Raw genomic sequence first — 13975 nt, 5'->3', positions numbered from 1 at the left:
AAAGCCTACATAGCAGTAATAAATCCGCCAAAAATCACTACAAGAATCGCAAGAACTTCAATAGCATAAAACATTATGAACGAAGCCCAGCTGCGAGTCAAAACGTTTAATCGCGACTTTTTAGGAACCATTACAAGCAATCCAACAAACAAAATCGCATAAACAGCAACGCCAAATCCAGCAGAGATTATTCCAAGATTTGCAGCATTTGCAAGTCCACTTGCTGGCCCGTAAACTACGTATGTTGAATACCAAAAACTTAAGCGCAACAAGCATAATCCGCTAATAAATTGTTCAATTGTTAGAAAAACAACAAACAAGAATCGCCAAAGCCATCTACTAGACTCAATTAGCGCCATTGCCAAAGCTGTAGCAGTTGCAACTGTTGTAACCCAAGCAATAAACACAACTCCCTGTGCAGATAATCCAGAAAAATTCTTAACAACCCAAGCAGTGTGTTGAACTGCCAAAGTTCTACCTGCCCAATAAGGAACAACAACCGCTACAAGAAGAATCGCAAAATAAAGCACCCAACGCTTAGGATTTGAGTGGCGCTTGGAGATATCTGCTATAGAAAGCTCCGACTCCAATTCGCCAGGCGACTCAAGGGTTTCATCTGCGTTAGCATTAGCAGCATTAGCGTTTGCTTTACGCTGATCCATCTCTTGCACTCTCCTTTAACGTGCTAAACTCTTAGTGCTGATTAGACTAGATTAAATTTGTTACAACAAATCTAGTAATGGCAAATCTTAGTGAATACCTTACCAGCCACATTCCCCTATCTAAAGCGTGCAATATAATGATACTCCACGCGATTGCAACAAAATGCGCAATCACAAACAGATTTAGGTACATACATGGGTTTTATTCATTTTATTCTCAACCTTCTTAAAGATCCGCGCTCTGCTATAGCTGGCTGGATTGCTATGGGAACTGCACCCGCACTAGGATTGATTTTTCTAATCATCTTTATTGAAACAGGCGTTGTGTTCTTCCCATTCTTGCCTGGCGATTCCTTGCTTTTTGCTGCTGGATTCTTTGCAGCACCAGATGCACAAACAGGTAAAAGCTCGCTTCCACTTGCGATTTTGCTCGTAGTTGTTTGGCTTGCGCCCATTATTGGCGACCAATGCAACTACTTTATTGGCCACTTTTTTGGCAGGCGAATCGTTGAATCAGGCAAAGTTAAAGCCCTAACGCCAGAACGCATTGCTAAAACAGAGCAAATGATTGATAAGTGGGGGCCAATTGCCGTGTTCTTAGGCAGATTCTTCCCATTTATACGCACATTTATGCCATTTATTTCTGGCATTTCTGGCATGCGCTGGACTCGTTTTACTCCTTTTTCTGTTCTTGGCGGAATAGTGTGGTCATCGCTTTTTACTCTTCTCGGCTACTTCTTTGGCAATATTCCTTTTGTTCAAAAGAATTTTGAGCTTGTTATAGTGGCGATTTTGCTTATTTCTCTTGTTCCAACTTTTATTGGTCTTTACAAGGCTCACGCTGCCAACAAAGCCAAAAAACGCTTAGAAAACGAAGCGCACCAGAATTAGCTTAACAAAATAACTTAAGCAAAATAACTTAAGCAAAATTAATCGTGTTTTACAACACTCCATCACTTCTAGCGTTGTACTTTTACGCATTTTGTAGTACAGTGTGCAGAGTTGTGTAAAACATTGGGGCTATAGCTCAGTTGGTAGAGCGCTTCGTTCGCATCGAAGAGGTCGTGGTTTCGATTACCATTAGCTCCACTAAGCCCACTGCATTCATTCCACCGCAGTGGGCTTTTTCTTTGCAAATCCTAAACATCGCCGTTATCGAATATATTTTCAATCGAATCGATAAGCGGATCTGCCTGGCTCATTATGTTCTTAACTCTGTTATCAACGTTTTTATTTTGCGACTTCAAAGACCGCGCTAAATCCAACGCATCGTCAAAAATCTTTTCAACAATATCTTGATTTACGCCATCTGCCTTAAATTGCGCACTCCAAGAGTTCAGGGACTCAAACACAATCTCACTTGCATCTATTTTTACAATCTCATTTTCGTTTTTCTTTGCATTTTCAACAAAAGCGCGCAACTTTCCAGCATACTCTCGCACTTTAGGCTTTGGCTTAGCTTGCGAATAGTTCGTAAGATCTAAGTAGCCTTTGCCAAGCGTGGAATACATTAACGCTGACTCATAATCCTTTGCTTTAACACCCTTTAGCGCCTCTTCAAACCACTTTGCAGACTGTTCAATACGTTCCTTTCTATTCGCACTACTTGATTCTTCTTTATCTTTAACACCGTAATACCAATACGCTTTTCCAACAGATAAGCATAATTCATACCAATCTTCGGATTTTTTAAGATCCGACTTGTACTTATTAACAAACGACGTAAAATCTTCTCTTTCGCTTGCACTCCATCGAAAATCTTCAATCTGGTTTACTAAAAGTCGCAACGCTGGCTGAATGGATATAGGCTGAACATTTGCATTAAAAAGCTTTACTTGTAAAGACATAGCTTTGTTAACATATTCAACAATTTGCTTAGAATCTGTTGATTTTGCAGCCTTAGACATGTACTTTTTATATTCTTGAACACTGCTTGTTATGTTGCTAGCGTTCTTGTTTTTTGTAGGAATATTGCCGCTTTTTACATATGAGCGCAGCTCTATTACTTTTGCTCTACTTGCGTTTGTTATTACGGATTTACAAGCAAATGCAAAAACAATACATCCAATAAATGCCATTAAGGCGCAACAAACAATCTTAAAAATGTTTTTCTTACCATTTTTAATACCATTTTTCTTATGCCTTTTGCCAATATTTTGATCACCACTTTCCACGCGCAATCGCGAGCGAGCACGGCTACTACGACTTGCATCATATTTTTTGCGAGTTTGCGCACCTTTCGCACGTCCTTTATTGCGCAAAACAAGACCAGATTCTTCCATATTTGACTCAACTTTTTCGCCAAATTCTAAATCTTCTAAACAATCTTTTAACGCTTGAGAAAACTCCGCACAATCTTCGTATCGTTCCTTTGGATTATGCGCCAATGCGCGCATTAACACATATCGCACACCACTATCGCAATCGTCGCAGCTCAAGTCGAAGTTAGTAAGCGGATGCGATTTATTAGAATCCTTAAAATCTAAAGTCTTATTACTAGAAAAACTAGAAAAATCGGAATCGTTAAAATGTAAAGAGGAATCAGAATGATTGGAACTCTCGCAATAGCACGTACCAGTAAGCGCGTAAAACAACGTTGCTCCAAGCGCATAAACATCTGTAAAAATGCCAATTTTTGCACCCTGCTCAAAAAGCTCGGGAGCAGCAAACCCATATGTTGCAAAACGTGCATCTTGCTTAAATCGACTTGGTTGCGCCAAAACACCATCTTCGCCTTTAAGCTCTAATGCAGAGCCAAAATCAATTAGATGCACGCTAGAATCATTAGAAATCATAACGTTAGAAGGCTTTAAGTCGCAATAAACAACAGCTGGATTTAACGAGTGAAGATATTGCAATAATTCGCATAGCTGGATTCCTAAAGCGCATACTTGACTAGGAGCAATAACTCCGCTTTGCGTAATAATCGTTTTTAGCGAACTTCCTTCAACATAGTCGCGAACTGCGTACGCTCTGCCATTTTCCTCAAAAAAATCAACGATTCTAGGAATACAAGGATGATTGCAATGATTTAGAACCTCTACTTCTGCTCGAAGCGATTGCAAAATCAAAGCTTTTTTATCACTATCTAGATGCTCATCAGACGTTTCTTTAACAGCCCATTTTTTGTGTAAAACATTATCTACAGCAAGATAAACGCTAGAAGTTCCACCCGAACCGAGTTTTCCCAAAAGCTGATATTTTCCACCTACACAAACCATATTTACCGCACTTTCATAAAAACAAACCGATAATAATCCTGTGCGCTAAACTCTATGCACTAATTCATGCAAAGAAAAGACTTAATGGAAAATGTGTACCAAAGCCATCAAAGCCCTAGAAAAATAAGGGAAAAGTTATCCACATTGCTTACATTACTTACATTGCTTGCATTGCTTGTATTAATCACACTAATCAATGTCTGCGCCAAGAGCAGTGAGCTTACCTCTAAAGTCTGCATAACCGCGGTCAATAAGCGAAATACCCTTAACGTTAGATGGCCCCTTAGCTGTAAGAGCGGCAATAAGATGACTAAAACCGCCACGCAAATCTGGAACATCAATATCTTGACCAGTAAGAGGCGTTGGTCCAAAAATCACAGCAGAATGCTTGTAATTGCGCTGCTGGAATCGACAAGGAAGCGAACCTAAGCACTCGCGATACAGCTGAATCATTGCGCCCATTTGCACAAGCGGCTTTGTAAAGCCAAAACGATTCTCGTACACTGTTTCGTGCACAATGCTCAGGCCTTTAGCTTGCGTTAAAGCAACAACAAGCGGCTGCTGCCAATCTGTCATAAAACCAGGGTGAACGTCGGTTTCAATAGCAACTGGATGCAAGTCTCCACCTGGATGCCAAAATCGAATACCATTATCTGCAACGTCAAATTGGCCGCCAACTTTGCGGAACACGTTTAAGAATGTCATCATTTCTGGCTGAGTTGCGCCTTTAATAAACACATCTCCGTGAGTCGCAAGCGCCGCCGAAGCCCAAGATGCCGCCTCAATCCTATCTGTTAAAGCAGTGTGATTGTAACCTTGAAGCTTATCAACGCCCTCAATTCTAAATGTGCGATCAACGTCTACAGAAATGATTGCGCCCATTTTTTGCAAAACAGCCACCAAATCCATAATCTCAGGCTCGATTGCTGCACCCGAAAGCTCCGTTTTCCCTTCTGCAAGAACAGCAGCAAGAAGAGTTTGCTCAGTGGCACCAACCGAAGGGTAAGGAAGATGGATTTTAGTTCCATGCAAGCCGTTTGGGGCAGTAATGTGAATACCGTCTTCGTGGTCTTTATTTACATTTGCGCCGAGCTTGCGCAAAGTTTCAAGATGGAAGTCTATAGGACGCCCACCAATATTGCACCCACCAAGCGCTGGAATAAAAGCCTCGCCAAGCCTGTGAAGAAGCGGGCCAGAAAAAAGAATCGGAATACGAGAAGACCCCGATAACGTGTCTACGTCGGCAACGTCTGCAAGTTGAACATTGCTTGCGTCGATGCTAACAACGCCTGCAGCACCATCAACGCTTACATTTACACCGTGCAATCGAAGCAAATCCGAAACAACGTGAACATCTCTAATCTCTGGAACATTCTTTAACACGGATTTTCCAGGAGCAAGCAGCGCTGCAACCATCGCCTTGCTAACAAAGTTTTTTGCGCCACGAACTTTAATCGTTCCGTTAAGCGGCTTGCCACCTTCTACATGTAAAACGTCTGCAGCGTCGATGCCACTTTCGTTATGTTCAGCCGTGTTTTGCGCAGACACATTTACCTCTTTCGTTTGCAACTAAAACTAATAACTATAATACCGATACGCGTGCCAATCGTATGTAAACGACGTTGCAATCGCACAATAATCGCACGCTATTTTGCAACTATAGACCGCCATCTTCTTAAAATCCTTGCAAAAAGTGAAGGCTTTTGCAATAAATCAACTTCTGGCAAATCGTGACTACAATCCGCGTTTAATCCATATGTGTACGCTTTTTTAGACGATGCTTTGCCAACTAAATCGCCAAATTCCAGCATTTGCGTTCTAGGCTCATAAGGGTGACGAATGTCGAACTCAAGAAGCCTTGCTCCGCATTTAGAAGCCACTGGCCCATAAGACGCAAATCCGCACGTTGCAGTGGCCATTAGAAGCATGCCAGAATCCTTGCACCTGCCCGCAAACGCGTTTCTGTGATCGTGCCCTGCGCAAAAAGCAAAAGCACCAATCTTTTGCAAAATATTGTATTCCCCACTGTCTTTATCTGGGCAGCTCACGCCTTCTCCAAGATATCCATCTGGCAAAACGCGATTATCGTCTAAAGCGTAGTATTTTCCAGCAAAACGCCTGTAACCTTCGATTGCGTTTTCTTTAGCAGCACAATCTTTAGGAACTTCGCGTAGTAAATCGTAGTATTGCGGAAGCGGAAAATGCTGAAAAACGCAGAATTTTGGCGGCAAAAAGTTTGGCAAATCCGCTAAAAAGTCAAGTGCCTTACTAGAAGGACTTCCGTAGCCGCCACGCTTTTCATAATCGCCAGAATCTACAAGAACAATAGAAAATACGACTTTTTCTTGATTTACGTCCATAACAGGCAAAGCAAAAGTTCCTGCTTTGCAAGGAAATATGATTTGATTTGGCAAAATGCTTTTTGGAAGAGACATTGCGGATCCGCTAGAAAATTCCCCATCGGTTTGCTGGCGATTCAAGCATCCCGAAAACTCTTGATACAACGAATCCAGCTCGCTATTGCTTAATCCGCACTGAAAATCGTGATTCCCGTACGTTAGCGCCCAAGGAATTGAGCGATCTTCTAAAGGCTTTACCATGCGCTTAATATGCTCTAAGACTTTTTTGCGCGTATCTTGCAAATCTTTTTCATGAGACTTGCGAGCATCTACTCCACGGTCATCTACTCCACGGTCATCTTGCGACTCATCCCAGCGCCTTCGCACAAAAGTGTTCGCAAAATCTTTAGCATACCCTGCAATTTGATTGCCACTAAAAATCACAATATCTGGCTTAACTGCATCGCAAGCAGACTCTATTAGCTTAATCGTATCTTTGCTGATTTTTGGCGCATCTTGAACATCTGCAAACTGTAAAACACGGAATTTTCCCGAAAGATGAAATTGCAACTTACCTAATCTTGCAGAGACGGATGTTGGAAGCTTTGACGAATCAGATGCATTAGATGACTTAGCAAAACTTGACGACTTAGCGTTTGGAGAAGTCACCTGCCCATTTAGACTACTTTCCAAAATCTTAGAGTCGCTTTTATCAGATTCTGCAATTTCTAACATAGTTCAAGCATACGGCACAGCATCTGGCGTATCAACAAAACACGGAAAAACGCGGAAAAACACTGCAGAAGGCTGCAAAACGCCGCAAAAATAGCGTTTTTTTACAATATTTTAAGATAACTTTAAGCTAATAACCTATTCGCATTAAGAAAAGAGTGGTTACATATAAAGCATAGACGAAATAAATCACAATAATCAGTGATTTAGAACTAATAACTGAACCTCTCTTCTTCTCTTCTTTCAAACCCCGAGCCAATCACTCGGGGTTTTGTTTTGCGTAAAACTTGCACAAGAGGCACGTAAGATTCGAGGGTTATAGGCCAAAAAGTGTGTAAAGCTAAGCTGATGAATATTCGCACAAGAGGCGCGTAAGCAGCAAAACAGAAACCAATTGACGCACTTTGTACGTAATCTAGGCCAAATTTGGTACAAAACCCGTCACATCGTTCGCGCGGATTAGTTGCGCGAACGTCCTCGCTTGCGTTGAAAGCACACCGTGCTTTCAACCTTGAGCAAGCTCAGCGCTCCGAATTGCATTTTCGCGCTACGCTTTAAGCGAAAAAGCAGGTCGTCGCGCCCGCGATTACGAGAGCTATTCGCTGGGGTACCTGGACTCGAACCAAGAATGGATGAACCAGAATCACCTGTGTTGCCAATTACACCATACCCCAATTGGCAGGCTTCGCGGCTCTTGGAACCGTTCCGTCTTTGTACCCCCGACCGGATTTGAACCGGTGTTGGCGCCGTGAGAGGGCGTAGTCCTAGGCCGCTAGACGACGGGGGCTTAATTTATTTGCTACGCCTCTAGACGCAACAAATGTCGACTTTACAACATAATGCAAATATGTGCAACTAGCGGCGTGTCGCGCTACATCCAAATCGACCATAAATCAGCTACAAAAATGCCCCCAATCAAGCAAAAATCAACAAGCATTGGGGGCAAATCGCGTTAGAGCTTAATCATTTTTTACAAATGCTCACGCAATCCAGCTAAACGAGCCAAAGTCACGTCTTTGCCAACGATTTCCATGGACTCAAACAGTGGCGGAGAAACGCGGCGGCCAGAAAGTGCAACTCGCACAGGGCCAAACGCCAATCGCGGCTTATACCCAGCTTCCTCAACAAGCTTCTTGTTCAAAAGCTCGTGCAAAGAATCCGTATGCCAATCAGAAGCATCAACACCATTCAAAGCAGCGAGCGCAGCATCAAGAACCTCGCCTGCAGATTCCTTAAGCTGCTTACGCGCATCGTCATCTGGCTCAATGTAGCCATCTTCGCTTAACAGGCTACCAACCATGCCAGCAACTTCGCCAAGCAAGCGCACGCGAGGCTGAACAAGAGGAGCAGCAGCGGTGAGCACTTCACGCTCGCGGTCAGTTAACGCATCCCAAGAATCGGCACTTACTACGCCATCTTTATGCAAGTAAGGCACAGAGCGATTCAAGAAGTCTTGCGAATCTAGCATGCGAATATGCTCAGCATTAATGGAAATTGCTTTGTCTAAGTCGAAGTGTGCAGGGTTTGCCTTAACGTCTCGAACGTCAAACTTTTCAATCATCTCGTCCATAGAGAACACATCGCGATCAGGCGCAATCGACCATCCAAGCAAAGCCAAGTAGTTCAGCAAGCCTTCTGGAATAAAGCCGTTATCCCTATGCAAGAACAAGTTGGACTCAGGGTCTCGCTTAGAAAGCTTCTTCTTGCCTTCGCCCATAACATAAGGCATATGGCCGTAAAGCGGAGTTTCCTTAGCAATTCCCATTTCCATAAGATAACGGTAAAGCACAATCTGGCGAGGTGTGGAGCTAAGAATATCTTCGCCACGCAAAACCACGTTTACATCCATTAACGCATCGTCAACAGGGTTTGTAAGCGTGTAAAGTGGATCTCCATTTGGTCGAACAATCACATAATCAGGAACAGAACCCGCCTTAAAAGTGATTTCACCACGAATTAAATCGTTAAAAGTAATGTCTTCATTTGGCATCTTTAAGCGAAGCGCAGGCTTGCGGCCTTCATCGCGGAAAGCTTGCTTCTGCTCTTCCGTAAGATTGCGATCGTAGCCATCGTAGCCAAATTCAGCTGGACGGCCAGCAGCAATATTGCGCTCCTTAATCTCTTCAGGAGTAGAGAAGGATTCGTAAGCGTATCCTGCATCGAAAAGCTTTTGTGCTACGTCTTTATAAATTTCCATACGCTGGGACTGGCGGTATGGCCCGTTATCTCCGCCAACATCAATGCCCTCGTCCCAATCAATATTTAGCCAACGAAGAGCCTCAATAATCTGCTGATAGCTTTCCTCGCTATCTCGCTCATTATCTGTATCTTCAATGCGGAAAAGCAACTTGCCATGCGTGTGGCGAGCCTCCGCCCAATTAAACAGCGCGGTACGAACCATACCTACGTGAGGTGTACCAGTTGGCGAAGGGCAAAAACGCACGCGAACATTCTTTGGAAGTTCAGGCTTTGTGGATTTTGTTGCATTATTAGCAACTTCTTGAGTTTCCTCTGTATCAGTCATAGGTTCCATTGTGCCGCGCGTTACGGACGTGCCTATCTAGTCAAGAGCTTGAGTCGATTCCTTATTACCTTCCACATGCGCAAACTTAGCAGCAAGAGCTTCGCGAGACTTTCTATCGTCTTCTTCTTTTGCAAGCTTCTTAGCCTCTTCTGGGTCCCAAAGAACATCTTCCTTATGCTTTGACCATTCACGCTCAAGCAATGGAGCCGCAAATTCAACCAGCGCGCTCATATTATTTTCACTATTTTCGCCATTTTCGCCATCATCGCCAGTCTTACCACTTTTTGCGCAATCAACAAGCGCACGCCACTGATCGTCCTTAAACATCATTCGCGGAACTCCAGCACACTCGCACACCTCGTTAATATATAGGAATATAGGCAAAGTTTCATAAATGTTGCTGGTTTTTTCAATAAGACTTTTAAGAATAGATAGTATTGCCGTAATTTTTTGCGATTCTACAGGATTAATCCCGTAAAAATCGCGCTCTTGTTCATATGATTGTTCACACTCTTGTTTTGCGCACCTAAACGCATCTTGCAAGCTCTCAACGCTCCAATTCCCTGCAACGCTTAGAGAATCCGCAGCACCGTTGATTGCGTTAACATCGTTAGAAAGATTGGACTCAAGCTTGTTGAAAATAGCGCTAACATCATTCGTGTTATTTTCTAGCTCTTCTTGCGCTTCGCTATAGTCTGGGTCGTAGCATAAATCCATATCATCGTAAGCGTTTGCTGCAGCCAAAAGCGCGTCAACTATCTCCTGCGGGCGCCCTGGAATCACATCCGCACCTTCATACACAAACTCTGCATCTGGAACAGTAACGTCTAAATCCGTAATAATTCGTGCAATAGCGCGAATCGCCCTAACTTCTAGGTTTTCCGCATATTTTGCGTCATTATCTAAATGGCGAGCCTCGCTTAAAGGCCACAATTTAGTTAAATCCGCGGCCTTCTTTGCAGCAGACTCAAGCAAATCTAAAGCTTTTGAATCCAGCTTTTCTACAGAATCACCCATAATAACGCTCCTTCGCATTAGCCGTAAAAAACACGGTTTCTACGCATCTTTTATGCATATTTTAAAGTCTACTGCTTATTATTCCACACGTTCTACTGCACACGCGCCGCAGGATCCACATATGTGATGGAAAGCACATTCATATTTGCGCAATCGAACGTAATCGACGTAATCGACGCCAAAGCCGTCTTGCGCAAAAGCATATTGTGCTCCGCGTGACCTGTTTCTAGCAGATGACGATAAGACCATATTGGCGATTCATGCGTTACAGCTACGATTTGTTCTCCTGGGTGATTTTTCACTTGTTCGCGCGCAAAATCGCCAACGCGATCTGCAATGCTTTTGTAGGATTCTCCCCAACTCGGCTTCCACAAGTTAGATACAAGCTTCCAATTATTGTTTTTCCACAAAGCGCCTTCGCCGTAGCCGATTCTTTTTCCGCGAAAATTGTTTTCCGCTTCGATTAGACGATTGTCTAAAATAATCGGGCCAATTTGCAAAGCGTTTGCGATTTGTTGCGCCGTTTCTTGTGTGCGCTCCAAAGGAGACGAATAAATCGCACTAATTCCGCGCATTTGTGGAACAGTCGCAATGTATTTTGCTGTAGCTTGAGCCATTTTTAAGCCGCGATTAGATAAGTGAAATCCTGGGAGTCTCTCGTAAAGCACGTGATTTGGATTTTCCACTTCTCCGTGGCGCACAAAATGAATAGTCGTAGCTGGCATATTTTCTAAACCTACTTCCAAACCTACTTCCATCCTTTTGGAGTGTGACTTAGCGACCACTCGCCCAACTTGTGAGCAAAAGTATTGTCTTTAGCGGCATCATAACCAGGTTTTTGTGACTTTGTGTCATCTAAAAGCCATTTTCTAATAACAAAATTCCACACAGCTACAACAACTGTTGCAATAAGCTTGCCAATGTTTGTGCGAAGCATGTAAATCGCAGTACCGCGCAAAGCTTGCGACATTCCAAGCGTGCTAAGCCAAATAATCGCATCATTAATAAGCAAACCAATAACTGCAGAAATAACAAAAATCAGCAATTCCATCCAACGAGCCATGTCTTCGCGGTGCTTAAACACGTACTTCATGCTGGCAATGTAGTTAAAAATAAGTGAGATTATAAAAGATATTGTTCCAGCAACAACGTTATTAAGATGCACAAGAAGAAGCAGATTTAGCAACACTACGTCAATAATCAGCGCAATGATGCCTACGATTCCAAACTTAACAACCTGTTCAATAAGTTTTTTCATACATTCAATTAAACACGCGGAGGTTAACAATTCACTATAATTATTGCGTAACACAAGTTTATTATTGCGTAGCGCAAGTTGCGTAACACAAGTTTATAAAACTTAGCAAGTTCATAAAATTTAGCAAAGGAGCAATTATGCCAGTTATTCACACTCACGTTTCTGTAAGCACTACACCTGCTCAGCGCGATGCCTTAAAAGCAGCGTACGGCAAGGCGATTAGCGCGGTTCCAGGCAAAAGCGAGCATTGGCTTATGTGCCCATTTGAAGACAACATGCCAATTTATTTTGCAGGAGATAATACTAAGCCTGCAGCTTACGTTGAAGTGAACGTGTTTGGTTCTAGCGTTCCAGGCTCGGCTTGGGAAAAGTTGACAGAGCAGATTATGGCAGCTTTGAATCGCGAGCTTGGAATTCCACAGGATCGCACTTATATTCGCTACACTGCAACCACTGACTGGGGTTGGAACGGCGGCAACTTCTAGTCGCAAGTCGCAAAAATCGCCATATCTTGTTACGTAAAATACGCACCAAAATATGGCGATTATTTATTATTACAACTATCTATACAAATAGATACAAATAGTCATTAGGATTGATTGCTAAAATTAGGCTCGTCAACAGTAGTTTTAGCAGATACAGCGAACGCATCCGACTCGTCAAGCTCATCATTGCCTGAAGAATAGTCATCGCTACTAGCAACACTGCCTTCAAGATCTGGGCCAGCAGCTACACGAGCCACTTCTTCCATACCTTTGTTGTCACATATAACCATGCGAACATAGCCAACAACAAATCCAACAACAGCAGGGCAAACCCAAGCCATTCCAAATTCCGAGAACGGCAACCAATTTTGAGCAACAATCAACATATCGTTCATATGCAATGCGTTTCGCAAAGCTGTTGGCAAACTATTCAAAAAGTCAAATACAGCTGCAACACCAGTAAAACCAAGTGTCCAAGCATACACGACCTTGGAATTTCCAAAAAGTCGACCGCACAAAGCCAAAAGAATCAATACGATTGACAGTGGATACAAGAACATCAATACTGGAACCGCGTATTCGATGATTGCGCTCAATCCAAAGTTTGCAAGACCAAACGAAACAAGCGTAATCAATACAGCCCAAACACGGTAGCTAGGACCCTTAGGGAATAACTTAGAGAAGGTTTCCGAGCAGCTTACGATTAATCCAACCGCAGTCTTTAAGCAGGCAAGCGTTACAGTTGCAGCAAGTACGAATAAGCCAGCATTCCCAAGATGGTAACGTGCAACTTGTGCCAAAGTTACGCCACCATTTTCCGCAGGTGGGAACAGAGCACGGCTACGCACACCAACAACAACAATCGCAACATAAATCAAAGCCATTAGCAAGCAGCTAAAGAATCCAGAGCGAGCAGTATTTACTGCCACATCTTTAGGATCTTTTACACCAAACTGGCGAATGGTGCTAACAACCACAATTCCAAATGCCAAGCTAGCTAAAGCATCCATTGTGTTGTAGCCATCTAAGAATCCCGTAAAGAATGACTTATTAACGTAATTTCCCATAGGAGCAGCATCTGAAGAAGCACCGCTTATAGGGGAAAATAGTGCCGTAAATACCAAAACCGCTAGGAACACAAGGAAGATTGGCGTAAGAACTTTACCAACCCATGTGAGTATGCCGCTTGGTTTCATAGCAAAGAAGAACGCGAGCGCAAAGAACACTACAGAGAACAAGAACAAGTACAATTGCCCATTCCCGTCTTGCGGAATAATTCGCTCCAAGCCAACAGTGTATGAAGTTGTTGCACAGCGCGGAATTGCAAAGAACGGGCCAATTGTTAAATAAAGAACGCATGTAAAGAACATGCCGTATTTTTTGCTAGCTTTGCTCGAAAGCTCAAAAAGTCCGTTTGCGCGACTCATTGCAAGAGCCGTAACGCCTAACAATGGCAAGCCAACGCCAGTAACAATAAAGCCTAATGCTGCAGGAGCAGAATTGTTTCCTGCGTTAGCACCAAGGAATACTGGGAAAATCAGGTTTCCAGCGCCAAAGAACATGCCAAACAACATGACCGCCACGTACGCGGATTCAATAATTGTCAAGTTCCTTTTTTTCGGGGCACTGTCTGTGCTGACACTTTGTGTTGTGACGCTCATGCTTACACCTCCTATATGGTGAAAATTGTTTAAGCATATTATTTAACGCATTGAATAACAAAACTGAAACCGAAAA

The 13975-nt window shown here is 43.1% G+C and carries 11 protein-coding genes and 3 tRNA genes; 3 read left to right on the top strand and 11 right to left on the bottom strand.

Annotated features, from left to right (window positions below; translation table 11 throughout):
- Positions 1-5: 5 nt before the first annotated feature.
- The gene (locus tag AC1EKB_RS04225; RefSeq protein WP_481248931.1) at positions 6-662 is read right to left on the bottom strand and encodes a teichoic acid transporter; all 657 of its coding nucleotides are present in this window, start codon (positions 660-662) and stop codon (positions 6-8) included.
- Positions 663-857: 195 nt separating this feature from the next.
- On the opposite strand from AC1EKB_RS04225, the gene AC1EKB_RS04220 reads away from it, so the two are divergent.
- Both AC1EKB_RS04220 and AC1EKB_RS04215 read left to right on the top strand, forming a co-directional pair.
- On the top strand, positions 858-1553 hold the full coding sequence (locus AC1EKB_RS04220; RefSeq protein ID WP_415694530.1) for a DedA family protein: 696 nt from the start codon (positions 858-860) through the stop codon (positions 1551-1553).
- Between the two features lie 125 nt (positions 1554-1678).
- Positions 1679-1751 (top strand) — tRNA-Ala (locus AC1EKB_RS04215).
- A gap of 50 nt (positions 1752-1801) precedes the next feature.
- Here AC1EKB_RS04215 and AC1EKB_RS04210 read toward each other — a convergent pair.
- The 9 genes from AC1EKB_RS04210 to AC1EKB_RS04170 all read right to left on the bottom strand — a co-directional run bounded on the left by AC1EKB_RS04210 (position 1802) and on the right by AC1EKB_RS04170 (position 11753).
- On the bottom strand, positions 1802-3883 hold the full coding sequence (locus AC1EKB_RS04210; RefSeq protein WP_481248930.1) for a serine/threonine protein kinase: 2082 nt from the start codon (positions 3881-3883) through the stop codon (positions 1802-1804).
- 189 nt (positions 3884-4072) lie between these two features.
- A complete protein-coding gene (gene murA, locus AC1EKB_RS04205; protein ID WP_004133526.1) occupies positions 4073-5431 on the bottom strand; it encodes a UDP-N-acetylglucosamine 1-carboxyvinyltransferase in 1359 nt (452 codons plus the stop codon).
- Between the two features lie 98 nt (positions 5432-5529).
- Positions 5530-6957, bottom strand: a complete 1428-nt coding sequence (locus tag AC1EKB_RS04200) for a metallophosphoesterase family protein (protein WP_481248929.1) — start codon at positions 6955-6957, stop codon at positions 5530-5532.
- A gap of 599 nt (positions 6958-7556) precedes the next feature.
- Positions 7557-7628: transfer RNA gene (locus tag AC1EKB_RS04195), tRNA-Gln, on the bottom strand.
- 40 nt (positions 7629-7668) lie between these two features.
- Positions 7669-7741 (bottom strand) — tRNA-Glu (locus tag AC1EKB_RS04190).
- Between the two features lie 183 nt (positions 7742-7924).
- Complete coding sequence (gene gltX, locus AC1EKB_RS04185) at positions 7925-9487, bottom strand: glutamate--tRNA ligase (RefSeq protein ID WP_481248928.1); 1563 nt, start codon at positions 9485-9487, stop codon at positions 7925-7927.
- A gap of 27 nt (positions 9488-9514) precedes the next feature.
- Positions 9515-10495, bottom strand: a complete 981-nt coding sequence (locus tag AC1EKB_RS04180; protein WP_481248927.1) for a hypothetical protein — start codon at positions 10493-10495, stop codon at positions 9515-9517.
- Between the two features lie 92 nt (positions 10496-10587).
- Complete coding sequence (locus AC1EKB_RS04175) at positions 10588-11220, bottom strand: histidine phosphatase family protein (RefSeq protein ID WP_481248955.1); 633 nt, start codon at positions 11218-11220, stop codon at positions 10588-10590.
- A 23-nt stretch (positions 11221-11243) separates the two neighbouring features.
- Entirely contained in the window at positions 11244-11753 is a 510-nt protein-coding gene (locus AC1EKB_RS04170) for a GtrA family protein (protein WP_481248926.1), read from the bottom strand.
- Between the two features lie 137 nt (positions 11754-11890).
- On the opposite strand from AC1EKB_RS04170, the gene AC1EKB_RS04165 reads away from it, so the two are divergent.
- Positions 11891-12238: a phenylpyruvate tautomerase MIF-related protein gene (locus tag AC1EKB_RS04165; protein WP_004124315.1), complete on the top strand. Its 348-nt coding sequence runs from the start codon at positions 11891-11893 to the stop codon at positions 12236-12238.
- Positions 12239-12342: 104 nt separating this feature from the next.
- Here the strand turns inward: AC1EKB_RS04165 and brnQ are convergent, their stop codons facing one another.
- A complete protein-coding gene (gene brnQ / locus AC1EKB_RS04160) occupies positions 12343-13899 on the bottom strand; it encodes a branched-chain amino acid transport system II carrier protein (protein ID WP_415694523.1) in 1557 nt (518 codons plus the stop codon).
- Between the last annotated feature and the right edge of the window lie 76 nt (positions 13900-13975).

Source organism: Gardnerella sialicivorans subsp. sialicivorans (genome assembly GCF_056746795.1).
The sequence above is the reverse complement of the archived record's forward strand: the minus strand, read 5'-3'. Positions and strand labels throughout refer to the sequence as shown.

Coding starts and splice junctions, on each gene's coding strand:
- AC1EKB_RS04225 (WP_481248931.1), bottom strand. CDS start 662: ATGGATCAGCGTAAAGCAAACGCTAATGCTGCTAATGCTAACGCAGAT.
- AC1EKB_RS04220 (WP_415694530.1), top strand. CDS start 858: ATGGGTTTTATTCATTTTATTCTCAACCTTCTTAAAGATCCGCGCTCT.
- AC1EKB_RS04210 (WP_481248930.1), bottom strand. CDS start 3,883: ATGGTTTGTGTAGGTGGAAAATATCAGCTTTTGGGAAAACTCGGTTCG.
- AC1EKB_RS04200 (WP_481248929.1), bottom strand. CDS start 6,957: ATGTTAGAAATTGCAGAATCTGATAAAAGCGACTCTAAGATTTTGGAA.
- gltX (WP_481248928.1), bottom strand. CDS start 9,487: ATGGAACCTATGACTGATACAGAGGAAACTCAAGAAGTTGCTAATAAT.
- AC1EKB_RS04180 (WP_481248927.1), bottom strand. CDS start 10,495: ATGGGTGATTCTGTAGAAAAGCTGGATTCAAAAGCTTTAGATTTGCTT.
- AC1EKB_RS04175 (WP_481248955.1), bottom strand. CDS start 11,220: ATGCCAGCTACGACTATTCATTTTGTGCGCCACGGAGAAGTGGAAAAT.
- AC1EKB_RS04170 (WP_481248926.1), bottom strand. CDS start 11,753: ATGAAAAAACTTATTGAACAGGTTGTTAAGTTTGGAATCGTAGGCATC.
- AC1EKB_RS04165 (WP_004124315.1), top strand. CDS start 11,891: ATGCCAGTTATTCACACTCACGTTTCTGTAAGCACTACACCTGCTCAG.
- brnQ (WP_415694523.1), bottom strand. CDS start 13,899: ATGAGCGTCACAACACAAAGTGTCAGCACAGACAGTGCCCCGAAAAAA.